Below are 21,677 nucleotides of genomic sequence, written 5' to 3'. Positions count from 1 at the left end.
AAGCCTGTGGTCCTGCGTGGCGGCGAATCGAAGCGTTACGGCAGGCGTGCGATGGGCGTGATCTGTCTGGGATCGGTGCGCAGCTCGATCAACGCCGGCTTGCCGCTGGCCTGGGCGCGCTGGAAGGCGGCGGCGAAGTCCTCGGTGCGCTCGACGAGTTCGCCGTGGGCGCCAAAGGCCTTGGCGAGGGCGACGAAGTCGGGGTTGCGCAACTCGGTCGCGCTGACGCGGCCCGGATACTCGCGCTCCTGGTGCATGCGGATGGTACCGAGCATGCCGTTGTTGACCACGATGACGATCAGCGCGGCGCCGTACTGCACGGCGGTGGCCAGCTCCTGCGGATACATCATGAAGCAGCCGTCGCCAGCGAAGCACACCACGCTGCGCTGCGGGTCACGCAGTTTGGCGGCAATGGCGGCGGGGAAGCCGTAACCCATGGCGCCGTTGGTGGGCGCGAGCTGGCTGCGCGCGGAGCGATAGCGGTAGAAGCGGTGCACCCAGACGGCGTAGTTGCCGGCGCCGTTGCTGATTGCCGCATCCTCGGGCAGGGTCTCGCTGAGGTAGCTGACGACCTCGGCCAAATCCATGCCTTGCGGACGCTCGGCGTTCTGCGGCGGGGTGGAGTAGGCGAGGTAGTCGGCGCGAGCCGCGGCGGTCCAGTCGGCCCAGGGGCGTTCATTCAGGGGCGCAAGGGTGTCGAGGGCCGCTGCGATGGCTGGCATGCTGGCCTGTATGGGGAGATCGGCCTGGTAGACCCGGCCCAGTTCGCTGGCGTCCGGGTGGATGTGGATCAGCGTCTGAACGGGATTCGGGCTCTGCACCAGGGTGTAGCCGGCGCTGGGCGTTTCGCTCAGGCGCGAGCCGAGCACCAGCAGCAGGTCGGACTCCTGCACCCGGGCGGTGAGTTTGGGCGAAGCGCCGAAACCGAGCTGGCCGACATACTGGGCGTCGCGGTTGTCGTAGAGGTCCTGGCGGCGGAACGAGGCCACCACCGGCAGGTCGTTGGCCTTGGCGAAACGCTGCAGGGCATGGCGTGCGGCGTCGTCCCAGCCCGTGCCGCCGATCACCAGCAGCGGTTTGCGGGCGCGGGCCAGCAGGCCGCGCAGTTCTTCCAGCGCAGCCGGCGGCGGAGCGACCTGTGCAATGCGCGGCGCGGGGACGTCCGCTACCGGTGCTGAGCCGAATAGCACTTCCTCCGGCAGCGCCACCACCACCGGGCCGGGACGTCCGGACTGGGCCACGGCGAAGGCCTGGGCGACCACTTCCGGGATGCGCTGGATGTCGTCGATCTCCGTAGCCCACTTGGCCAGGCCGCCGAACATCTGCCGGTAGTCCACTTCCTGGAAGGCTTCGCGGCCCTTGAAGGCGTTTTCCACCTGGCCGACGAAGAGAATCATCGGCGTCGAATCCTGTTTGGCCGTGTGTACGCCATTGGCCGCATGGGTCGCGCCCGGTCCACGGGTAACGAAGCAGATTCCCGGGCGCCCGGTGAGCTTGCCGTAGGCATCCGCCATGTTCGAGGCGGCGCCTTCGTGGCGGGTGACGACGGTGCGGATCGAGTGGGCGTCGTGCAGGGCATCGAGCACCGGCAGGTAGCTCTCGCCGGGGATGCAGTAGACGGTGTCGACCGCATTGCGCAGCAGGGCTTCGACGAGGATCTGGCCGCCATTGCGGACGGGGAGGTCGGACATGGGCTTCGGGCTCCTTGGGCTGATACCGGGGCCGCTCCTGGAAGAGCGCCGACGAACCCCTGGAGCGGCCCGGCGTTGCGATCTTCGGCGCAAAGCGCGGCGGGCGCCAAGTGACCATTCTTCGTGAGGTTATTCCGTAGGGGAATGACGTAATGCGTCTGCTGGAAGGGCTCTTCATGTAGGAGCGAGCTTGCTCGCGAACAGAGTTCCCCGGTTGCATTGGTGTTGGGTAGTTCGCGAGCAAGCTCGCTCCTACAAGGAGGGCACGCCGCGTACGGGGGATTGCTCCCCCGGAAAAGCACAAGGCCCGCATTTGCGGGCCTTGTGGATGACGCTTACAGGCTGGCGATCTTCTCGCGCTGCTGGATCAGGTTGGTTACGGCCTGTTCCGCTTCGGCCAGTTTGGCGCGTTCCTTCTCGATCACATCCGCCGGGGCCTTGGCGACGAAGCCTTCGTTGGCGAGCTTGCCGCCGACGCGTTTGACTTCGCCTTCCAGACGCTGGATTTCCTTGTCCAGGCGGGCCATTTCGGCGGCCTTGTCGATCAGGCCGGCCATCGGTACCAGCACTTGCAGGTCGCCGACCAGCGCGGTGGCGGACATCGGCGGCTCTTCGCCTTCGCCCAGCACGCGGATGGTCTCGAGCTTGGCCAGCTTCATCAGCAGCGGCTCGTTGTCGGCCAGGCGGCGATGGTCTTCGGGCGATGCGTTGTTCAGCACCAGGTCGATGCGCTTGGCCATGGAGATGTTCATCTCGCCACGGATCTGGCGGATGCCCAGCATCAGGGCCTTGACCCACTCGATGTCGCCTTCGGCGGCGGCGTCGATCTTCGACTCGTCGGCGACCGGCCAGGGTTGCAGCATCAGGGTGTCACCGGATTTCGCTGCTGCGCCCTTGATGCGCTGCCAGATTTCCTCGGTGATGAACGGCATGAACGGGTGCGCCAGGCGCAGTGCGGTTTCCAGCACGCGCGCCAGGGTACGGCGGGTGCCGCGCTGGCGTTCGATGGGCGCGTTCTCGTCCCACAGGACCGGCTTGACCAGTTCCAGGTACCAGGCGCAGTACTCGTCCCAGATGAACTCGTAGAGGGCCTGGGTGGCCAGGTCGAAGCGGAAGGCGTCCAGCTGGCGCGCGACTTCGATCTCGGTGCGCTGCAGGGCGGAGATGATCCAGCGGTCCACCGACGACAGCTCGACCGGCTCGCCATTCACGCCGGTGTCCTTGCCATCGGTGTTCTCGATGACGAAGTTGGCGGCGTTCCACAGCTTGTTGCAGAAGTTGCGGTAACCCTCGACGCGGCCCATGTCGAACTTGATGTCGCGGCCGGTGGAGGCCAGCGAGCAGAAGGTGAAGCGCAGGGCGTCGGTGCCGTAGCTGGCGATACCTTCGGGGAACTCGGCGCGGGTCTGCTTGGCGATCTTCTCGGCGAGCTTGGGCTGCATCATGCCGCTGGTGCGTTTCTCCAGCAGCTCGTCGAGGGTGATGCCATCGACGATGTCCAGCGGGTCGAGGACGTTGCCCTTGGACTTGGACATCTTCTGGCCCTGGCCGTCGCGCACCAGACCATGGACGTAGACGGTCTTGAACGGGATCTGCGCGGTGCCATCGCCATTCTTGATCAGGTGCATGGTCAGCATGATCATGCGCGCAACCCAGAAGAAGATGATGTCGAAGCCGGTCACCAGCACGTCGGTGGGGTGGAAGGTCTTCAGGTATTCGGTCTGTTCCGGCCAGCCGAGGGTGGAGAAGGTCCACAGGCCCGAGCTGAACCAGGTGTCGAGGACGTCTTCGTCCTGGCGCAGGTTGGCGTCGCCCAGATTGTGCTTGGCGCGTACCTCGGCCTCGTTGCGGCCGACGTAGACGTTGCCGGCCTCGTCGTACCAGGCCGGAATGCGGTGGCCCCACCACAGCTGACGGCTGATGCACCAGTCCTGGATATCGCGCATCCAGCTGAAGTACATGTTTTCGTACTGCTTGGGCACGAACTGGATGCGGCCGTCTTCCACGGCGGCGATGGCGGGTTCGGCCAGCGGCTTGGTGGAGACGTACCACTGGTCGGTCAGCCAGGGCTCGATGACGGTGCCGGAGCGGTCGCCCTTGGGCACTTTCAGCGCGTGGTCGTCGATCTTCTCGAGCAGGCCGGCGGCTTCGATGTCGGCGACGATCTGCTTGCGCGCGACGAAGCGGTCCATGCCGGCATAGGCGGCGGGCAGGCTGGCGTCCAGTTCGACATTGACGCTGCCGTCGAGCTTGAACACCTGGGCGGTGCCGAGGATGGCGGCGTTCTTGTCGAAGATGTTGATCAGCGGCAGGTCGTGGCGCTTGCCGACTTCATAGTCGTTGAAGTCGTGGGCCGGGGTGATCTTCACGCAGCCGGTGCCGAACTCGCGGTCGACGTAGTCGTCGGCGATGATCGGGATGCGGCGGCCCACCAGCGGCAGGTCGACGAAGGTGCCGATCAGGGCGGCGTAACGCTCGTCTTCCGGATGAACGGCGACCGCGCTGTCACCGAGCAGGGTTTCCGGACGGGTGGTGGCGACGACCAGGTGGTCCTTGCCGTCGGCGGTCTTGTGACCGTCGGCCAGCGGGTAGCGCAGGTGCCAGAGGTGGCCCTTCTCGTCGTGGTTCTCCACTTCCAGGTCGGAAATGGCGGTGTGGAACTTGGTGTCCCAGTTGACCAGGCGCTTGCCGCGGTAGATCAGGCCGTCCTCGTGCAGGCGCACGAAGGCTTCCTTCACGGCGTTGGACAGGCCGTCGTCCATGGTGAAGCGCTCGCGCGACCAGTCCACGGAGGAGCCCAGGCGGCGAATCTGGCGGGTGATGGTGCCGCCGGACTGGTCCTTCCATTCCCAGACCTTCTCCAGGAACTTCTCGCGGCCCAGGTCATGACGGGCGATGCCTTGGGCAGCCAGCTGGCGCTCCACCACCATCTGGGTGGCGATGCCGGCGTGGTCGGTGCCCGGTTGCCACAGGGTGTTGCGGCCCTGCATGCGGCGGTAGCGGATCAGCGCGTCCATGATGGCGTTGTTGAAGCCGTGACCCATGTGCAGGCTGCCGGTGACGTTCGGCGGCGGGATCATGATGGTGTACGGCTCGCCGGAACCTTGCGGGGCGAAGTAGTTCTCTTTCTCCCACAGGGGGTACCAGTGGGATTCGATGGCGTGGGGCTGGTAGGTCTTGTCCATGAGCGCGGCGGGACCCTGATAAGGCTAGACGGAAAACCGCTGAGTATAACGGGAGGCGGGGCTTTCCGGCCACCGGCGCGGCAAGGGAGGCAATTGTAGGAGCGAGCTTGCTCGCGAACCGTTACCACTGCGAGCTTGCAGAGGAGCGTTCGCGAGCAAGCTCGCTCCTACAAGTAAAGGGGGCGCTGCGGTCAGCTCTTGCGCTGGGCCAGCAGTCGCTGCATCCGCGCTTCCAGACGGCGCTGCAGCTCGGCTTCGATCTGCGGCGCGAAGTCGTCGATCACGTCCTGCAGGATCAACTGGGCGGCGGCGCGCAGCTCCAGGTCCAGGCGATTGAGTTCGCTGGCCTGGGGCGAGACTTTCGGCTCGGCAGGCTCGGCAGGCTCGGCAGGCTCGGCAGCGGGCGGCTCCGGCGTACGTGGCGCCGGAGCGATGACGTCGGACAGCAGTGGGATGTTGTCCGGCTCGAAGGATTCGGTGAGCAGCGGCGGTTCGGCACCTGGCTCGTCCAGCAGTTCCTGGATCGATTTCAGGTCTTCCAGCAGGTGATCGGGGTCGTGCGGGGGCTTACGGCTGTCCATGGTCTTGGCTGATGCGTTCTCAAGGGCGCGGCAGGCGATGGTCCTGCAAAGGATAGCCCTGCTCGCGGTAGCGGCGGAAATTCTCCCGCGCGGCCTGACGAATCGCCGGTTCTTCGATCACCAGTTCGGCGACCCGGTTGAAATGGTCGACGAAGGGGGGAATGGCCAAGGTCAGGTTGATCAGCAGGTCCCGGTGGCTCTCCGGCGGCTCACCCAGGGCGAGCACCACCGGCGAGTCGGCGTCTTCTTCCACCGCGTTGTGTGGGATGAAGGTTTCGCCCCGGAAGTTCCACAAGCGTGCATCCAGCGCTTCGCGCTGGGCCTCGTCGGCACACAGCACGAAGATGCGCATGCCTTGCCGCCAGGCCTTTTCGGCCAGGCGGCAGGCGATGGTCAGGCGTGCGTCGGGATCGGCGCTGGGGATGACGTAGAAGTCCACCCGGGTCATGCGTTCGATCCCATTGGCAGGTTGCACTGTGCCATTACTTAACGCGGTCCAGCAGGTACTGGGTCAGCAGCGGAACCGGGCGGCCAGTGGCGCCCTTGTCCTTGCCGCCGCTGATCCAGGCGGTGCCGGCGATGTCCAGGTGCGCCCAGTGGTACTTCTTCGCAAAGCGCGACAGGAAGCAGCCGGCGGTGATGGTGCCGGCCTTCGGCCCGCCGATGTTGGCGATGTCGGCGAAGGGGCTGTCCAGTTGCTCCTGGTATTCGTCGAACAGCGGCAGCTGCCAGGCGCGGTCGTCGGCGACTTCACCGGCTTTCAGCAACTGCTTGATCAGCGCGTCGTTGTTGCCCATCAGGCCCGAGGTGTTGGAGCCCAGGGCGACGATGCAGGCGCCGGTGAGGGTGGCGATGTCCACCACCGACTGGGGCTTGAAGCGTTCGACGTAGGTCAGCGCGTCGCACAGCACCAGGCGGCCTTCGGCGTCGGTGTTGAGGATTTCGACGGTCTGGCCGCTCATGGTGGTGACGATGTCGCCCGGACGGGTAGCGCCGCCGCTGGGCATGTTCTCGGCGCAGGCCATCACGCCCACCAGGTTGATCGGCAGCTGCAGCTCCAGCACGGCGCGGAAGGTACCGAACACGGAAGCGGCGCCGCACATGTCGAACTTCATCTCGTCCATGCCCAGGCCGGGCTTGAGGCTGATGCCGCCAGTATCGAAGGTGATGCCCTTGCCGACCAGGACGTGGGGAGCTTCGTCCTTCTTGCCACCGTTGTACTGCAGGACGATCAGGCGCGGCGGCTGGTCGCTGCCCTGGGCGACGGCGAGGAAGGAGCCCATGCCCAGCTCGCGCAGTTTCTTCTCGTCCAGCACTTCGACCTTCAGGCCCTTGTGCTCCTTGGCCAGTGCCTTGGCCTGCTCGCCGAGGAAGGTCGGGTGGCAGAGGTTCGGCGGCAGGTTGCCCAGGTCGCGGGTCAGGGCCATGCCGTTGGCGATGGCCTGGGCTTCCTTGGCGCCCTGCTCGACGGCGGCGGCATCGGCCTTGTCGACCAGCAGGGTGATCTTCTTCAGCTTCGGCGCTTCGGCTTTCTGGCTCTTGAATCGGTCGAAGACGTAGGTGCCGTCGGCCAGGGTCTCCACCTGCAGGCGGGCCTTGCCGTGGGCGTTGCGGCCTTTCACAGCGAGATCGCCCAGGGCCAGCACGGCGTCGCCGCCGCCCAGGTTCTTCAGGGTGGCGAGGACCGAGGAAACCAGTTTGCGGTAGGCGCGGTCGGAGAGGTCGCGTTCCTTGCCGGCGCCGACCAGCAGCACGCGCTCGGCCTTAATATTGGGTAAATCCTGCAGGAGTAGCGTTTGCCCGACCTTGCCCGCCAGATCGCCACGCTTGAGCAGGGTGCCGATGGCGCCGCCGGTGACGTCGTCAACGGCCTTTGCGGTGGCGCCAAGCTTGCGGCCTTCGCCGACGGCGATGACCAGGGTGGCGGTTTTCAGGGTTTCCGGGCGTACGCTTTTTACAAGGAATTCCATGGCTTGGTGTCCCCAGGACAAAAGGCTCACGATGGCAAGGTGGTCCGCGAGGCTCAGGCAGACTGCGCAGTGACAGGCCTGGCGAATCGCAGGATAATGCCGGCTATTTTCGCTGGATCGCGCTCGCGCGGGCCGGCAAACGCTTCACGACGGCTAGTTTGAGCGTAGCCGCCCGAGCGTGACAACCCTGGAGTGTCCGGTTTGATTGTCTTCCGTTATCTGTCCCGCGAAGTGCTGATCACCATGAGCGCAGTGAGCGCCGTGCTACTGGTCATCATCATGAGCGGCCGTTTCATCAAGTACCTGGCGCAGGCCGCCCAAGGCATGCTCGATCCGGGCTCGCTGTTCATGATCATGGGTACGCGCCTGCCGGGCTTCCTCCAGCTGATCCTGCCGCTAGGGCTGTTCCTGGGGATCCTGCTGGCTTACGGGCGGCTGTACCTGGACAGCGAGATGACGGTGCTGACCGCTACCGGCATGAGCCAGCAGCGGCTGACGGCCTATACCCTGGCGCCGGCGCTCCTGGTGGCGCTGATCGTGGCCTGGCTGAGCCTGTGGGCGGCACCGCAGGGCATCGCGCAGATGCAGCTGCTGCTGAACAAGCAGGACGCGATGACCGAGTTCGACACCCTGGCGCCGGGACGTTTCCAGTCGATGCGCGACGGCTCGCGGGTGACCTATACCGAGACCCTGGCCAATGAACGCACGCAACTGGGCGGCGTGTTCATTGCCGACAAGAATCCGCCGCGCAATGGCAAGGCGGGCAGCGCCTCGGTGCTGGTGGCGAACAGCGGCGAACAGCAGATCCATGCCGACGGCAGCCGTTACCTGATCCTCAAGGACGGCTATCGCTACGATGGCCTGCCGGGGCAGGCCGATTACCGGGCGATCAAGTACGACACCTATGGCGTCTTGCTGCCCAAGCCGGAAGTCAGCAGCGAGATCGACGACCGCGACGCCATTCCCACCAGCGAGCTGATCGGCAGCGATGAAGTACGCATGAAGTCCGAGCTGCAATGGCGCCTTTCCATTCCGCTGCTGGTCTTCGTGGTCACCATACTGGCGGTGCCGCTCTCGCGGGTGAATCCGCGTCAGGGTCGCTTCCTCAAGCTGCTGCCGGCGGTATTGCTCTACATGGCTTACCTGGCGCTGCTGATCGCCGGTCGGGGCATGCTCGACAAGGGCAAGATCCCGCTCGCCCTGGGCCTGTGGTGGATCCACGGGCTGTTCCTGGCGATCGGGTTGCTGCTTCTGTATTGGGAGCCGCTGAGGCTCAAGCTGGCCGCCGCACGGGCGAATTCTGGGCGGGAGCCGAAGCATGCGTAAGTTGGATCGTTACATCGGCATCACCGTTTTCATCTCCATCCTCGCCGTGCTCGGGGTGATTCTCGGTCTGGCCGAGCTGTTCGCCTTCGTCGACCAGTTGGGGCAGATCACCGAGACCTACACCCTCGTCGATGCGCTCAAGTTCGTGCTCCTCACCGCACCCAGCCGCGCCTACGATATGTTGCCGATGGCTGCGCTGATCGGTTGCCTGGTGGGCCTCGGCAGCCTGGCCAGCAGCAGCGAGCTGACCATCATGCGTGCCGCTGGCGTGTCGCTGCAGCGCATCGTCTGGGCGGTGATGAAGCCGATGCTGGTACTGATGTTCGCCGGTATCCTGCTCGGCGAATACGTGGTGCCCTACACCGAGACCCAGGCCCAGAATGATCGCGCCATGGCCCAGAGCGACGGCGGGGTGCTGAGTTCGCGGAACGGCCTGTGGCACCGTCAGGGCCACGAATTCATCCAGATCAACGTAGTGCGCTCGGACGGGATGCTGCTGGGTGTGACCCGCTACAACTTCGATGATGCGCGCCGTCTGCAGACCGCCAGTTTCGCCAAGCAGGCAACCTTCCAGAATAACCAGTGGGTACTGGAAAACGTGACCACCACGGTTCTGCACATGGATGAGAAACGCAGCGAAGTGGTGAACAAGCCCAGCGAAGTGTGGAACATCCAGCTCACCCCGCAACTGCTGAACACCGTCGTTACGGAGCCTGAGGCCCTGTCGATCAGTGGGCTGTGGAGCTATATCCATTACCTGCAGGAGCAGGGGCTGAGCGCCAACCGCTATTGGCTGGCGTTCTGGACCAAGATCCTGCAGCCGGCGGTCACCGCGGCGCTGGTGCTGATGGCGATTTCCTTCATCTTCGGCCCGCTGCGCAGCGTGACGCTGGGGCAACGTGTCTTCACCGGCGTGCTGGTGGGCTTCAGCTTCCGTATCGCACAGGATCTGCTTGGTCCATCCAGCCAGGTGTTCAACTTCCCGCCGCTGCTGGCGGTGCTGGTGCCCGCGGCGATCTGCGCCTTCCTCGGCATGCTGTTGCTGCGAAGGGCGGGGTGATCTCGCTCCTGCAAAGGACGCTACAAACGAAAAAGCCCGCCAATCGGCGGGCTTTTTCATGGGCGAATGGGGCTTAGCGCCGCCCCTGAGTCGCCTTGCGTACGTCCTTGGGAATCTGGATCACCACGCTTTCCGAGTAGCGATCCTGCCAGGTGCGCTTGTCCTTGTCCCAGAGCATCCACAGGAAGCCCAGCCCCAGGCAGGCCCAGGAGCCGATGGAGATGATGAAGCGCAGCAGCGCCTGGAGCAGGCTGATGCGCGAGCCGTTGGCGTTCTGCACGCGAATGCCCCAGACCTGCATGCCGAGGGTCTGGCCGTTGTGGGTCCAGAACTTGGCGAAGAAGGCGAACACGCTGATGAACAGCAGGCTGGAGAGCAACGGATCGCCGATCAATCCGCCTTGATCGGCCAGTTGCTTGAGCTTCTCGCCGCCATAGATGAGCCGCAGGACGCCCTGCTGATAGACCAGGGTCACGACCATCATCAGCGCTACGCAGAGCAGGAAGTCATAGAACATGGCGGCGAAGCGGCGGATGAGCGTGGCGGGCGGGAAGTTTCCCGCGGGCTGGAGCTGCGGTATGGACATGGCGCCTTCTGGAAAGAATCGTGGATCGGCAGGGCACTGCCCCGGATGAATGGGGCGGGATTATACGGTTTCTGGCCTGGTTCGGCCTTTATCGGGTTGGCCCTGTTCTAAGCTGCACTCATACCGTTTCCCTGGAAACGAACGGTCGTATAGCAAGGAACAAGGATGCCTTTACGCAACTATGCTCGACGCCGGCTGGTGCCGCGATTGGTGTTTGCCCTGTCGATGGCGGTTCTCCCCCTGGCGCTGGGCAGCTCCATTATCTATTGGCAGGCCCTGCAGACTCTATCCGCCGAGGCGCGCACGGCGTCCAATGAGGCACTGCACCTGTTCGATATCATGCTCGGAAATGCCGAGGGGGCTGCCCGGGTGGCGCTCTCGCAGAAGGGGAGACCCTGCAGCGACTCGACCTTGGTGCTGCGCGAGCAGGTGGCGGTGGTGCCTTTCGTGCGCACGGTCAACCTTACGCGGGGCGATGCTATCTATTGCACTTCCCTGTTCGGTGACTTCAAAGCGCCGTTGTACGGCTCCGACTACGTGGATGGGCGTCTGCGCCTGATGGCGGGCAACCCGGTGACGCCCCATGTCGCGGTGTTGATCCTGCGCCGGGTCGAGGGGGAGTACGGCGCGCTGGCCTCCATTGATGGGCGTTATCTGAGCAATACCCTGCAACTGGTCGATCAACGCAGCGACCTGCAGTTGCAAGTCGGTGGGGTGTGGATGGATGAAGACGGCCATGTGCATGCCGGGACGCCCGATCCATTGCCGATCGGCCATATACGCCTTGTTTCCGAGCGCTACCCGTATGCAGTGATAGGGGGATTTCCCGCAGGCGCTGCGTGGCTCCATATTCGCCAGGAGGCGCTACCGCTGGCCGTCTTGTTACTGACGCTGGGGGCTGTCTCCGGGCTGGCCTGCTACTGGTTGTGGGGGCGTTCCGCAACTCCGAGCCTGGAACTCGAGCGGGCGCTGATGGCTGGAGAATTCATCCCCTACCTGCAGCCATTGGTGGATGCGCGCGATGGGCGTTGGGTCGGTGCGGAGGTGTTGATGCGCTGGCGGCACCCGCGCGAGGGAATGGTTGGACCGGACCTGTTCATCCCGATGGCCGAACGTTCCGGCCTGATCGTGCCAATGACGCGCGAGCTGATGCGCCAGGTTGGGGAGGGATTGGCTCCCCATGGCGAGCTGCTGGGAGAGGACTTCCACCTGGGCTTCAACATCAGCGCCGTACATTGCACGGAGACGAGGTTGCTCGATGATTGCCTGAGCCTGCAGGCGAATTTCCTGCCGAACCGGCCGACCCTGGTGCTGGAACTGACCGAGCGGGAACTTATCGCTGCCAATGACGCCACCGATCAGTTGTTCGACCGTCTGGATGCACTGGGCATTCTGTTGGCCCTCGACGATTTCGGCACAGGCAACTCGAGTCTGGCGTACCTGCACCGTTTCAAGGTGGATGCGCTGAAGATCGACAAGAGTTTCGTCGCGATGATCGGCGTGGAAGCACTTTCAGTATGCATCCTCGACAGCATCGTCGAGCTATGCGGCAAGCTGGACCTGATGATCATCGCCGAAGGGGTGGAAACCGAGGAACAGCGGCGCTACCTGGCCGAGCGCGGGGTGGATGTGTTGCAGGGGTACTTGTTCGGTAAGCCGATGTCGCTGGATGCTTTTGTGCAGGCGATGCGTGAGCGTCGGAGCTGACGATGTCCGGGTAAAGGCGAGAACGCTCCATTGGATATTCCGAAGTGCCCTATTTCTGTATGGGGCAGCCATCAGCACTTGAAATAGCTTGAAGCACTTGCTTGAGGTGGGCTACGCGGTGAAGCATCCGAATGCCCCGAGCACGTCTCTTCAGGCGAAGAGCAGTAGGGGCTAGGGCTAGCCATGCATGAAACACGTCTCGGACGTTGTTCCATGCCGCCGATTGGTTCGTACTCGTTGGGGGAGGGGAAATCAGTAGGCATCGACAACCCCCTGGAGCTATCGCTCCAGGGGGCTGAACCGACTCAGTCGATAGCTTTGGACCAGTATTTCTTCTGCCGAGCGTCCAGGTTGACCTTGGGTGGCTGCATGCAATGAGGACCGAAGCAGACTGTGGAGCCGAGGTCGGTGATGACGGAGGTCGGTGAGGGCGGCAGGCCGCCACCGACACCTTCGACGGAACGATCGTTCCCCGTCAAGCCATCGAGGTTGGTCACCGGAGCGCCATTTTCGTAGTTCACGACATAGAAGCGGGCAGTCCCCAGGTTGTTCGCGCAACTGTTTGGATCGGATACGGGTTTCGGCTGGTTGGTCGCGAAGAATACGCTGCCGCCGTCCGTTGCCGCGTTGCCCACGACCTTTTCGTTATCGGCCAGGTTGAAATACCAGCCGCTGGCCGCCAGCAAACTCGCACGTGCATCGGCCTGTACGGTAGCGTCAGACGACTGGATGAGGTTTGCAGTGGCGTCATACAGCTGTGCCAGCGTGATGGTGGACGCTCCGGCACCGCTGTTGCCGACGTTGCGGTCCTTGAGCATGAAGAACTGGTTATCCACCACGGTCTCGAAAGGATGTTCGCGGTCGCCGGATCCCAGCAGGACTGCATCATAAGGTCCGTTGCTATCCTTGCCGACCACCACGTCCGGGCCATAGAGGAACTTGCGCGCGTTCGTCCCGCTGCCGCCAAGGGAAGCAAAGTGATTGACCGTCCAGTTGTTGACATTCTGGTCGCCGATGTCGACGCGCCAGACATTCGCTCCGGTATCCACCGCATAGAGGCGATCGGCCAATCCATCAAGATCACGATCGATGACTGAGATGTCGGCGGGAATGCTGTGGGTCATGTCCGAGACGGTCACGTTTTTGCCAGCGCCCGTGGGTGCCGGCCCGGCCTGCCAGATCACATTCCCCGTCACGGCGTTGATCACTAGGATGCCGCGGCCCATGGTATTCGTCCCGACGACGGGCTCGATATCATCCACCGCCGGGTCATAACCCGCGCCCATGATGAGAACGGGCGTGACGGTGCCGCCAATGTTGACATTGGCCGTCTTGGCTTCCGACCAGGTTTGCCCCAGCTCCTCATAGCCGCTGTCGCAGGTCACAGTGGCTGGAGTCGCCGAACTGTTGACGAAGCAGCCATGCTTCCACAGAAACTTCGGATTCGCCGGATCTGAAACATCCAGGGCATAGATGAAGCGGCCACCCCGGCGCATGGTGGCGTACAGGTAGACTTTGTCGGCTCCCTCCAGGCGCCCATCGCCATTGACGTCCTGGGTCAGAATGCTGATGTTGCCATCCACCGCGTAGGGTTTGTTATTGCCGATATTGGGATCCGAACCGGCCACGGAAGGCACATTGATGGACGGAGAATTGTCACGCAGGCGCTTCAACTGGCCGAAAAACTCCGGCGCCAGAAAACCCCACAGTTCGGTGCCACCACCGGTAACTGTCTTGCCGCCCTTGACGGCGCGCAACACTCCATCGTTCGCTCCGTAGAACGCCACGATGTCGGTATCACTGCTGCCTGTGCGGTTGTAGTTCACGACCGCTGGCCGCGAATGCACTACGTCACCATGCAGCGACGGCCTGACCTCGGCCGCATTGCGCTCCGCAGCAGGGGTATTGTCCGCTCCGCGAACCCAACTGATCAGGGCTGCGCGTTTGGAACCATCGGTATCATTGGTAATACCAAGACTGTCAGCGGTGATCGCAGTATTGGTGGTTGCGAAGGGGGTGTTGCTCAACTGCGTGTTGGTGGCACAGCCAGTAGTACAGGTGTACAGCTTGCGGGTCGCGAGCTGCGTCGAGGTCAGATAGGCGGTGCGCTGTTGCTGCGCGGCGCCCCCTTTCTCGACGATGTCGCCGTCCGGGCTGTCCGATGCCGTATAGTCTTTGTTGAAACTCCAGTAGGTCGATCCGGTGGTCCAGAAGCTGACGGCCTTGCTGTCGATGAAGCCGGTGGTCGGGCTCTGCGCGGGCCGCGAGTTGGAGTCGGCGAGGTAAAGGTCACCTGTGGCTGCGTTCTTGGCGAGTTGGTACAGCTTCAGGTTGCCGACCCAGCGGGGATTGGCATTGGCATCGGGCCTGAATATGCCCATGTAGACCTCATTCAGGTAGGTGCCACGCACGTTCACGCTGACCGGCAGGGCGGTGGAGGCGAATACGCTGTTGACGTCCTGAATCTGCTTGAATGTGTTGTCCAGTATGTTCTTGAGTTCTTCCGCGTTGAATACCGCGTTGTAACCGCCACCGCCCTTCTGGGCCATGCTGCTGAGCAACGCGGAGTTATCCGGCCCTTTCCCGGTGGTCAGGGGGCCGACGTCGACGGTATAGGTCCTGATCTGCTTGCCATTCATGAATCGCGCAAATTCATCGGAATAGTTAGCCTGGAGCCCACTGGGGTTCAGTGGTATCTGGGTGGTGTCGCCGCCCCAGCCTGCGAGCATTTGCCCGGCCTTGGTGTTTTCACCATTGTCCGGAGCGCCATTGCTGATGAAGATGATGTAGTTGGACGCACAAGGGCCCGTAGTGGGTTTGGCATATGTGGGTTTGACGGAAAAGGCTGCCGGATCGGTCTTGATCTTGACGCCGGAGCGGGCATCCAGGCCCTGGAAGTAGCGGTACGCCTCGTCCATGGATTTGGCATATTCAGCACCACTGCCTTTGTCGCCATTTTGGTCCAGGCCAGTGATCAGTGTCTGCAGGGCAGTCTTGTTGGTAGCCGTCATCAGGCGGATCGCTGAGCGCACATAACCACCGCTGACCTGAGCGTTGCCATCTCCGCTTTCGGAAAAGAGCATGAGGCCAACATTGAAGGCGTTTTCGTCCAGCCCCGCCACTACAGCGGCCAAGGCCTGCCGCTCGATATCGAATTTGCTGCCTCCAACCGCCGACGCGGACCAGTTGGCGGTGTTATCCAGGATGATCAGCACGTTCGGGGGCGGACCTTTTACCGTATTGGTCATGAACAGGTCGGTGTCCTGCGCACTGGCTCCTCCGGCTATGACGAGGAGTCCCCAGGCGAGCAGCCGCGAGCGCAAACCAAGACATTTCATTTTGTGTCTCCTGTTCCTACAGAGGAGGGCATGAGCCGGACGGCATGACGATGGAAACGCCTTGACGTAGCACTACTTTGCTGCTGGTGGTCTGGTCGTCGACTGTTGCCGAGAGCTCCCAGTTCGTGTCTTCTGGGGGGAACTTCGTAGTAAGGGAATAGCCTGACCTGACCTGAGTGCCGATACATACGGGGGCGCTCACGTTCACTGTCAGCCCTGTAACCGTCAACGTTTGGGAAGTCGGTACCCTGAATGCGTCGATGGAGCTGATCGCTTGTTCGATGCCATCCTGGGCCGCCGCCTCCGCTGCCTGTTGGGTTTGAGCGTTGAAAATGATGCCCTGGTTGACGGTGCTTGAATTGATGGCCGAGATACCCAGCAGCGTCATCACCACCAGCATCAACAGGGCTACCACCAGCGCCGTACCCGCTTGCCTGTCCGGGCCCTTCATCATATTTATATTTCCTTCCTGCTGCTCAGGTTGGTTGCACGAACCACCGCGTTGAACGCATGGCGCTTGAAGCTCCCGCCCGGCGTGACCGTTACATCGCCGAGGACGTAGCTTTTGGAGTCGGTAAAGCCGGTCGTGGGCTCCGTCGCTCGCACCAGGATATTGACCTCAACGGCCACGACGCTGGCCCACTGGGCCGTTGAACTCGGCAATGCGACATAGCGGTCGGGGGCGCCGTCGCCGGTATCGTCCAGGCCATAGCGCAGTTGCAGGTTCTCTACCCCTTCGGCTATGGGAACGGGCGTCAGGGCGCCGCCGTTCAGTTCGAGCCGCCACAACGACGGAATGCCATCTCCCGAACCTGAGCAATCACTGCAACTGCGGAGGTAATAGATATGCGTCACGTACTTGCGGATATCGGCGGAAGAGCCATCTCTCTTTGTCAGGGGGAAGCTGCCGGAGCCCTGGTTCACCGTCACCTCCGAGGGACGCGACTGGATGTAGTAATCCTCGTCGCTGAGACTGCCTGTGGCTACGACGGTGGATGCCCGGCGAATAACCAGTACATCCCCTCCTGCGTATCCCGACAGGCAACCGGGGATGGATGCGGCGGCAGCGTAACCCTGCACCGGAGCATCGATGGCATCTCCCAGGGCGGTGATGCTCACCGTACAGGGATTGGGCATGCTTGGCGGCACCGTCAGCTCCCCATACTCGCCATAAAATCCCGCATGCAGGATATCGTCGCGCATCACCTGCATGGCGTAGCGCCCATTCTCCAGTTGCTGGCTGCTTCGCGTCATTTCCCTATAGCTTTGGCTCGAACTGATGATGATGTTGGAGACCCCCAGCAGCAGCACCAGGCTGATGGTCAGGGCTACCATCATTTCGATGAGGGAAAAGCCGTATTGTGTTCTGCCCACCCGGGTTCTCTCCTGTTCTCTCGTGCCCATCATTCAGGCAGCCCGCTCACTTGAGCTTGGCAAAGTGGACAGTCCGGGACACCACCCGGCGCTGTGCATCATTGCCATACAGGTTTTGTCCGCACGTATTGGTCGGCGCCGCGCTCTCGGACAGACCTTGCCACGCCACGGACACTACATAGCTCTCATTGGCGCCCGTGATGCAGCCACGCGCACCTATCATCGCCCCAACCGAAGACCCACCTTGGGTCTCAGCCGCACCTTTCAACAATGAGTCCCACGCGGCTAGATCATCACTGGCCTGCGCATTGCAGCCAGACCCGGAGAAGCTGCTGCCAGCCCCAAGCGGGCTGGTCTGCGGATAGCAATTTCGCGCCGGGCGGTTGGCAGTCATCCTGGCTGCAATATCATCCAGCAGGACCAGCGCTTGAGCGCGTTGGTACGACTCCATCTCCGCCTGGTGCGATCGCACCAGCATGCCGGCCATCCCCAAGAGCCCCACCGAGAGGACCAGCAGGGCGATCAGAACCTCCAGAAGGCCCACTCCGGCCTGCGCTTTGCGCAGAATCGACTTATCCACTGCATGCTCCCGAACGCTTGAGGCTGACCAGACCGCTCATGTCGACATTCACGGTTCGCTTCGTGGCTTCGCTCTTGCACACTGCAAGCGAGCCGCCGACATTGCCACTGATGCGGCCATTGGCCAGAAAGGCGAAGCTGGTCGGAGTGCCGTCGAAGCTGACACTGTTCGGCGCATCCCATTCCTTCAGAACCACTTGCGCGCCACCGACAGTCGCGGTTGCTTTCCAGCCTTCGGACCAGGCTCCGTTGACCGCCTGAAGCGTCACGGCACTGTTGCGTTTGATCGCCTCGCTACGCGCGTAATTGAGCGCCACAAGCAGGTCATTGGCAGTTGTCCTGACTTGTTGGTCGGCGATGAAGGCCCTGAAACTGGGGGCTGCCAATGCCGCCAGAATGGCGATGAGTGCTACCGTCACCACCAACTCGACCAATGTAAAGCCGCGGTTCGGAGCTTTGCTCATCGCCAAGTCCCCGTCTTCGCGCCGGTGTTGGAGAGCGTTTGAGTTCCATCCCCGGCTTGCATCGAGCCCGACTTCGGAGTTGCAGTGATCAGATACGACGGGGGGGTTGCACCGTTATTCACCCCGGGGTCGATGTCATAGTTCTTCGCAACGGTGGCTGGCACGGTAAGCCCCAGTTGGGTCAGCGTGCCATAACTTCGGGCATCCATGAGGTACTGCTGTTGGCGGCTGGCAATATCCAGCATGAACTGCTGGGCCTCGGAGCGGTTGGCCCGCACCACATACTGTTTATAAGAGGGGTACGCGATCGCAGCCAGAATGCTGATTACCACGACCACGATCATGAGTTCCAGGAGAGTAAAACCACCCTGCTTCGTTCTGCCCACTGAATCAGCCTCTTGGTTTGACAACTGGAGAAATGCCTGACTCGACTTCATGATTTCAATCCCGGCTGGAAATCCCTCAGTTACGGCCATTGCTCTTCCTCCGACTACTGTTTGTAGCTCCTTGCGACTTCCACCTCTGTCGCTTCGCACGCTTGCCGCCTGGCGACCACAATGCCTGCCTGAGCCTTAGAGCGTGCCCTGCTGAGTGAGCCTGCACAGGATGCGGTATCCCTGTGCGACGCAGGGTGATCTGCTGCCAATTTTGGGAAATTTCTTTACTCATTTCAGGATCAAGCAAGCTTAAAAAAGCTTGCTTTTTCCAGAAGCTTAAGTGTGGTTCGTGAATCAGTCCCTTTTAGCTGCGACGGGCGGACAAAAGCCAAGGACGATAGGCAAGTGCCATTGAGCATTTGAAAGAAACAAGGTGGGATTGCCCAGTCCAGGTGCCATTTTTCGCCCTCTTGTGCCATTTTTTGCAGTGCACTGAGGGGGGGACTTATGCCGAGCCGCTTAGGCTAGGCATCGCCTGGCACTACTTTCAGACTTGGGACTCAATCAAAGCGCCGAGCAAATCGTGGGCAACAAAAAACCGGCTCGAAGGCCGGTTTCTTGGGTGGGGCTTTGATAGGAAGTCCCGAGAATATTGTGTGGTGCCCCGGGAGAGACTCGAACTCTCACTCTGTCGCCAGAAACGGATTTTGAATCCGCCGCGTCTACCGATTCCGCCACCGAGGCAATGGCGGCGGAGTATAGGGAGACGCTCTGCATCGGTCAATCCGCTCGATTGGTCAGAATTTGGCAATTCCAGTAATATATCCGGCCCTTCGAGATAGCTCCCTCCATGCGTGTCGCTGACTTTCATTTCGATCTGCCCGAGGCGCTGATCGCCCGCCATCCGCTCGCAGAGCGCCGCGCCAGCCGTCTGCTGGTGCTGGACGGCCCGAGCGGTGAGCTCAGCCATCGGCAATTCGCTGACATCCTCGGCTTCCTTCAGCCGGGTGACCTGATGGTGTTCAACAACACCCGGGTGATTCCTGCCCGCCTGTTCGGCCAGAAGGCCTCCGGCGGCAAGCTGGAAATCCTCGTGGAGCGCGTATTGGACAGCCATCGTGTGCTGGCTCATGTGCGTTCCAGCAAATCACCCAAGCCGGGTTCGAAGATTCTCATCGATGGCGGTGGCGAGGCGGAAATGCTGCAGCGCCACGATGCACTGTTCGAGCTGGGTTTCAGCGAGGACGTGCTACCGCTGCTGGAACGCGTCGGCCACATGCCGCTGCCGCCCTACATCGACCGCCCGGACGAGGATTCGGACCGCGAGCGCTACCAGACCGTGTACGCCGAGCGTGCCGGTGCCGTGGCTGCACCGACCGCCGGCCTGCACTTCGACGAGGCACTGCTGGAGTCGATCCGCGCCAAGGGCGTGGAAACTGCCTTCGTTACCTTGCACGTAGGCGCTGGCACCTTCCAGCCGGTGCGGGTCGAGCGCATCGAGGATCACCACATGCACCACGAATGGCTGGAAGTCAGCCAGGACGTGGTCGACGCCGTTGCCGCCTGCAAGGCGCGTGGTGGTCGGGTGGTCGCCGTGGGCACCACCAGCGTGCGTTCCCTGGAGAGCGCCGCCCGCGATGGCGTGCTCAAGCCTTTCAGCGGCGACACCGACATCTTTATTTTCCCGGGCCGCCCCTTCCACGTGGTCGACGCCCTGGTCACCAATTTCCATCTGCCCGAATCCACACTGCTGATGCTGGTTTCGGCCTTCGCCGGCTACCCGGAAACCATGGCCGCCTATGCGGCCGCGGTGGAGCAGGGCTATCGCTTCTTCAGCTATGGCGACGCGATGTTCATCACCCGCAATCCGGCACCGCGCGGCCCCGAGGACTGATCCATGAGTTTCATGAAATTCGAACTGCTGGCCACCGAGGGCAAGGCCCGTCGCGGCCGCCTGACCTTCCCCCGTGGTGTGGTGGAAACCCCGGCATTCATGCCGGTGGGCACCTACGGCACCGTGAAGGGCATGCTGCCGCATGACATCGAAGGCATCGGCGCGCAGATCATTCTCGGCAACACCTTCCACCTGTGGCTGCGCCCGGGCACCGAGGTGATCCAGAAACACGGCGACCTGCATGACTTCATGCAGTGGAAGGGGCCGATCCTCACCGACTCCGGCGGCTTCCAGGTGTTCAGCCTGGGTGCGCTGCGCAAGATCAAGGAGGAGGGCGTGTATTTCGCTTCCCCGGTGGACGGCGCCAAGGTCTTCATGGGCCCGGAAGAATCCATGGCCGTGCAACGCGCGCTGGGCTCGGACATCGTGATGATCTTCGACGAGTGCACCCCGTACCCGGCGGAGTTCGATGTTGCCAAGCGTTCCATGGAGCTGTCGCTGCGCTGGGCCAAACGCTCGAAGATCGCCCACGGTGATAGTCCGTCCGCGCTGTTCGGTATCGTCCAGGGTGGCATGCATGAAGAACTGCGCATGCGCTCGCTGGAAGGCTTGCAGGAGATCGGCTTCGACGGCCTGGCCATCGGCGGCCTGTCGGTGGGCGAGCCCAAGGAAGAAATGATCCGTGTACTGGACTTCCTGCCGCCGCACATGCCCGCTGACAAACCTCGTTACCTGATGGGTGTGGGCAAACCCGAGGACCTCGTGGAAGGTGTGCGCCGGGGCGTCGACATGTTCGACTGCGTCATGCCCACCCGCAATGCGCGCAATGGTCACCTTTTCGTTGACACCGGGGTGATCAAGATCCGTAACGCGGTTCACAAACATGACGAATCGCCGCTGGACCCGACCTGCGATTGCTACACCTGCAAGCACTTCTCCCGCGCCTATCTCTACCACCTGGACAAGTGCGGCGAAATGCTCGGCAGCATGCTCAATACCATCCATAACTTGCGGCATTATCAGCGGCTTATGGCTGGTTTGCGCGAGGCAATCCAACAGGGTACATTGGCGAACTTTGTCGACGCCTTCTACGCCAAGCGCGGCCTTCCCACGCCGCCGCTGGCGGACTGACCTTTCATCGAAAAAGCTTTGTGACAGGAGTTTCCAATGAGCTTTCTAATTCCCGCTGCCTTCGCTGACGCTGCAGCCCCCGCCGCCGCTGCCGGCCCGGCTGGCACCGGCTTCGAGTGGGTGTTCCTGGTCGGTTTCCTGGTCATCTTCTATCTGATGATCTGGCGTCCCCAGGCCAAGCGTTCCAAGGAGCACAAGAACCTGATCGCCGGCTTGCAGAAGGGTGATGAAGTCGTCACTTCCGCGGGCATCGCCGGCAAGGTGACCAAGGTTGCTGACGATTTCGTCGTGGTCGAAGTCTCCGACAGCGTCGAGCTGAAGTTCCAGAAGGGCGCGATTGCCGCGACCCTGCCGAAAGGCACGCTGAAGGCCATCTGAGCCAACCAACAGAAACCCAATCGACGGGGCGCATGA

The 21,677-nt window shown here is 62.5% G+C and carries 18 protein-coding genes and 1 tRNA gene; 6 read left to right on the top strand and 13 right to left on the bottom strand.

Annotated features, from left to right (window positions below):
• Positions 1-35: 35 nt before the first annotated feature.
• From O6P39_RS21205 to O6P39_RS21185, 5 genes are all read right to left on the bottom strand, one after another.
• Positions 36-1,691 carry a thiamine pyrophosphate-binding protein gene (locus O6P39_RS21205; protein WP_275608387.1) on the bottom strand — a complete coding sequence of 552 codons (1,656 nt, stop codon included), beginning with the start codon at positions 1,689-1,691 and terminating at the stop codon, positions 36-38.
• Positions 1,692-2,026: 335 nt separating this feature from the next.
• Positions 2,027-4,876 (bottom strand): valine--tRNA ligase, encoded by a 2,850-nt coding sequence (locus O6P39_RS21200; protein ID WP_275608386.1) that lies wholly within the window; start codon positions 4,874-4,876, stop codon positions 2,027-2,029.
• Positions 4,877-5,067: 191 nt separating this feature from the next.
• Positions 5,068-5,457 carry a DNA polymerase III subunit chi gene (locus O6P39_RS21195; protein ID WP_275608385.1) on the bottom strand — a complete coding sequence of 130 codons (390 nt, stop codon included), beginning with the start codon at positions 5,455-5,457 and terminating at the stop codon, positions 5,068-5,070.
• Positions 5,458-5,476: 19 nt separating this feature from the next.
• Positions 5,477-5,905 (bottom strand): DNA polymerase III subunit chi, encoded by a 429-nt coding sequence (locus O6P39_RS21190; RefSeq protein ID WP_275611998.1) that lies wholly within the window; start codon positions 5,903-5,905, stop codon positions 5,477-5,479.
• Positions 5,906-5,939: 34 nt separating this feature from the next.
• Positions 5,940-7,427: a leucyl aminopeptidase gene (locus tag O6P39_RS21185; protein ID WP_275608384.1), complete on the bottom strand. Its 1,488-nt coding sequence runs from the start codon at positions 7,425-7,427 to the stop codon at positions 5,940-5,942.
• A gap of 201 nt (positions 7,428-7,628) precedes the next feature.
• Between O6P39_RS21185 and lptF the strand changes: the two genes are divergently transcribed.
• Both lptF and lptG read left to right on the top strand, forming a co-directional pair.
• Positions 7,629-8,753, top strand: a complete 1,125-nt coding sequence (gene lptF / locus O6P39_RS21180; protein ID WP_275608383.1) for an LPS export ABC transporter permease LptF — start codon at positions 7,629-7,631, stop codon at positions 8,751-8,753.
• Positions 8,746-9,813: an LPS export ABC transporter permease LptG gene (gene lptG, locus O6P39_RS21175; protein ID WP_275608382.1), complete on the top strand. Its 1,068-nt coding sequence runs from the start codon at positions 8,746-8,748 to the stop codon at positions 9,811-9,813. The genes lptF and lptG overlap by 8 nt, the downstream gene beginning before the upstream one ends.
• A 73-nt stretch (positions 9,814-9,886) precedes the next feature.
• On the opposite strand, the gene O6P39_RS21170 is transcribed toward lptG, so the two are convergent.
• Positions 9,887-10,399, bottom strand: a complete 513-nt coding sequence (locus O6P39_RS21170; RefSeq protein WP_275608381.1) for an RDD family protein — start codon at positions 10,397-10,399, stop codon at positions 9,887-9,889.
• 165 nt (positions 10,400-10,564) lie between these two features.
• On the opposite strand from O6P39_RS21170, the gene O6P39_RS21165 reads away from it, so the two are divergent.
• Entirely contained in the window at positions 10,565-12,106 is a 1,542-nt protein-coding gene (locus tag O6P39_RS21165) for an EAL domain-containing protein (RefSeq protein WP_275608380.1), read from the top strand.
• A gap of 305 nt (positions 12,107-12,411) precedes the next feature.
• On the opposite strand, the gene O6P39_RS21160 is transcribed toward O6P39_RS21165, so the two are convergent.
• The 7 genes from O6P39_RS21160 to O6P39_RS21130 form a co-directional block, all read right to left on the bottom strand.
• On the bottom strand, positions 12,412-15,444 hold the full coding sequence (locus O6P39_RS21160) for a PilC/PilY family type IV pilus protein (RefSeq protein WP_275608379.1): 3,033 nt from the start codon (positions 15,442-15,444) through the stop codon (positions 12,412-12,414).
• A gap of 16 nt (positions 15,445-15,460) precedes the next feature.
• Complete coding sequence (locus O6P39_RS21155) at positions 15,461-15,898, bottom strand: PilX N-terminal domain-containing pilus assembly protein (RefSeq protein WP_275608378.1); 438 nt, start codon at positions 15,896-15,898, stop codon at positions 15,461-15,463.
• A gap of 2 nt (positions 15,899-15,900) precedes the next feature.
• On the bottom strand, positions 15,901-16,818 hold the full coding sequence (locus tag O6P39_RS21150; RefSeq protein WP_275608377.1) for a PilW family protein: 918 nt from the start codon (positions 16,816-16,818) through the stop codon (positions 15,901-15,903).
• A 46-nt stretch (positions 16,819-16,864) separates the two neighbouring features.
• Complete coding sequence (gene pilV, locus O6P39_RS21145; RefSeq protein WP_275608376.1) at positions 16,865-17,398, bottom strand: type IV pilus modification protein PilV; 534 nt, start codon at positions 17,396-17,398, stop codon at positions 16,865-16,867.
• Positions 17,391-17,861 (bottom strand): GspH/FimT family pseudopilin, encoded by a 471-nt coding sequence (locus tag O6P39_RS21140; protein WP_275608375.1) that lies wholly within the window; start codon positions 17,859-17,861, stop codon positions 17,391-17,393. The genes pilV and O6P39_RS21140 overlap by 8 nt, the downstream gene beginning before the upstream one ends.
• Positions 17,858-18,337, bottom strand: a complete 480-nt coding sequence (locus O6P39_RS21135; protein WP_275608374.1) for a type IV pilin protein — start codon at positions 18,335-18,337, stop codon at positions 17,858-17,860. Before O6P39_RS21135 ends, O6P39_RS21140 begins: the two co-directional genes overlap by 4 nt.
• 558 nt (positions 18,338-18,895) lie before the next feature.
• Positions 18,896-18,982, bottom strand: a tRNA-Leu gene (locus O6P39_RS21130).
• Positions 18,983-19,088: 106 nt separating this feature from the next.
• Between O6P39_RS21130 and queA the strand changes: the two genes are divergently transcribed.
• The 3 genes from queA to yajC are packed head-to-tail and all read left to right on the top strand — an operon-like array spanning position 19,089 to position 21,641.
• Positions 19,089-20,132, top strand: a complete 1,044-nt coding sequence (gene queA, locus O6P39_RS21125; RefSeq protein ID WP_275608373.1) for a tRNA preQ1(34) S-adenosylmethionine ribosyltransferase-isomerase QueA — start codon at positions 19,089-19,091, stop codon at positions 20,130-20,132.
• A gap of 12 nt (positions 20,133-20,144) precedes the next feature.
• A complete protein-coding gene (gene tgt / locus O6P39_RS21120; protein ID WP_275611997.1) occupies positions 20,145-21,263 on the top strand; it encodes a tRNA guanosine(34) transglycosylase Tgt in 1,119 nt (372 codons plus the stop codon).
• 36 nt (positions 21,264-21,299) lie between these two features.
• The gene (gene yajC, locus O6P39_RS21115; RefSeq protein ID WP_152225372.1) at positions 21,300-21,641 is read left to right on the top strand and encodes a preprotein translocase subunit YajC; all 342 of its coding nucleotides are present in this window, start codon (positions 21,300-21,302) and stop codon (positions 21,639-21,641) included.
• Positions 21,642-21,677 lie beyond the last annotated feature (36 nt).

This window comes from Pseudomonas sp. PSE14, assembly GCF_029203285.1.
GTDB lineage: Bacteria > Pseudomonadota > Gammaproteobacteria > Pseudomonadales > Pseudomonadaceae > Pseudomonas.
The sequence above is the reverse complement of the archived record's forward strand: the minus strand, read 5'-3'. Positions and strand labels throughout refer to the sequence as shown.

Excerpts from the sequence above, each read along its gene's own strand:
- O6P39_RS21205 (WP_275608387.1), bottom strand. The coding sequence starts at position 1,691 with ATGTCCGACCTCCCCGTCCGCAATGGCGGCCAGATCCTCGTCGAAGCC.
- O6P39_RS21200 (WP_275608386.1), bottom strand. The coding sequence starts at position 4,876 with ATGGACAAGACCTACCAGCCCCACGCCATCGAATCCCACTGGTACCCC.
- O6P39_RS21195 (WP_275608385.1), bottom strand. The coding sequence starts at position 5,457 with ATGGACAGCCGTAAGCCCCCGCACGACCCCGATCACCTGCTGGAAGAC.
- O6P39_RS21190 (WP_275611998.1), bottom strand. The coding sequence starts at position 5,905 with ATGACCCGGGTGGACTTCTACGTCATCCCCAGCGCCGATCCCGACGCA.
- O6P39_RS21185 (WP_275608384.1), bottom strand. The coding sequence starts at position 7,427 with ATGGAATTCCTTGTAAAAAGCGTACGCCCGGAAACCCTGAAAACCGCC.
- lptG (WP_275608382.1), top strand. The coding sequence starts at position 8,746 with ATGCGTAAGTTGGATCGTTACATCGGCATCACCGTTTTCATCTCCATC.
- O6P39_RS21170 (WP_275608381.1), bottom strand. The coding sequence starts at position 10,399 with ATGTCCATACCGCAGCTCCAGCCCGCGGGAAACTTCCCGCCCGCCACG.
- O6P39_RS21165 (WP_275608380.1), top strand. The coding sequence starts at position 10,565 with ATGCCTTTACGCAACTATGCTCGACGCCGGCTGGTGCCGCGATTGGTG.
- O6P39_RS21160 (WP_275608379.1), bottom strand. The coding sequence starts at position 15,444 with ATGAAATGTCTTGGTTTGCGCTCGCGGCTGCTCGCCTGGGGACTCCTC.
- O6P39_RS21155 (WP_275608378.1), bottom strand. The coding sequence starts at position 15,898 with ATGATGAAGGGCCCGGACAGGCAAGCGGGTACGGCGCTGGTGGTAGCC.
- O6P39_RS21140 (WP_275608375.1), bottom strand. The coding sequence starts at position 17,861 with ATGAGCAAAGCTCCGAACCGCGGCTTTACATTGGTCGAGTTGGTGGTG.
- O6P39_RS21135 (WP_275608374.1), bottom strand. The coding sequence starts at position 18,337 with ATGGCCGTAACTGAGGGATTTCCAGCCGGGATTGAAATCATGAAGTCG.
- queA (WP_275608373.1), top strand. The coding sequence starts at position 19,089 with ATGCGTGTCGCTGACTTTCATTTCGATCTGCCCGAGGCGCTGATCGCC.
- tgt (WP_275611997.1), top strand. The coding sequence starts at position 20,145 with ATGAAATTCGAACTGCTGGCCACCGAGGGCAAGGCCCGTCGCGGCCGC.
- yajC (WP_152225372.1), top strand. The coding sequence starts at position 21,300 with ATGAGCTTTCTAATTCCCGCTGCCTTCGCTGACGCTGCAGCCCCCGCC.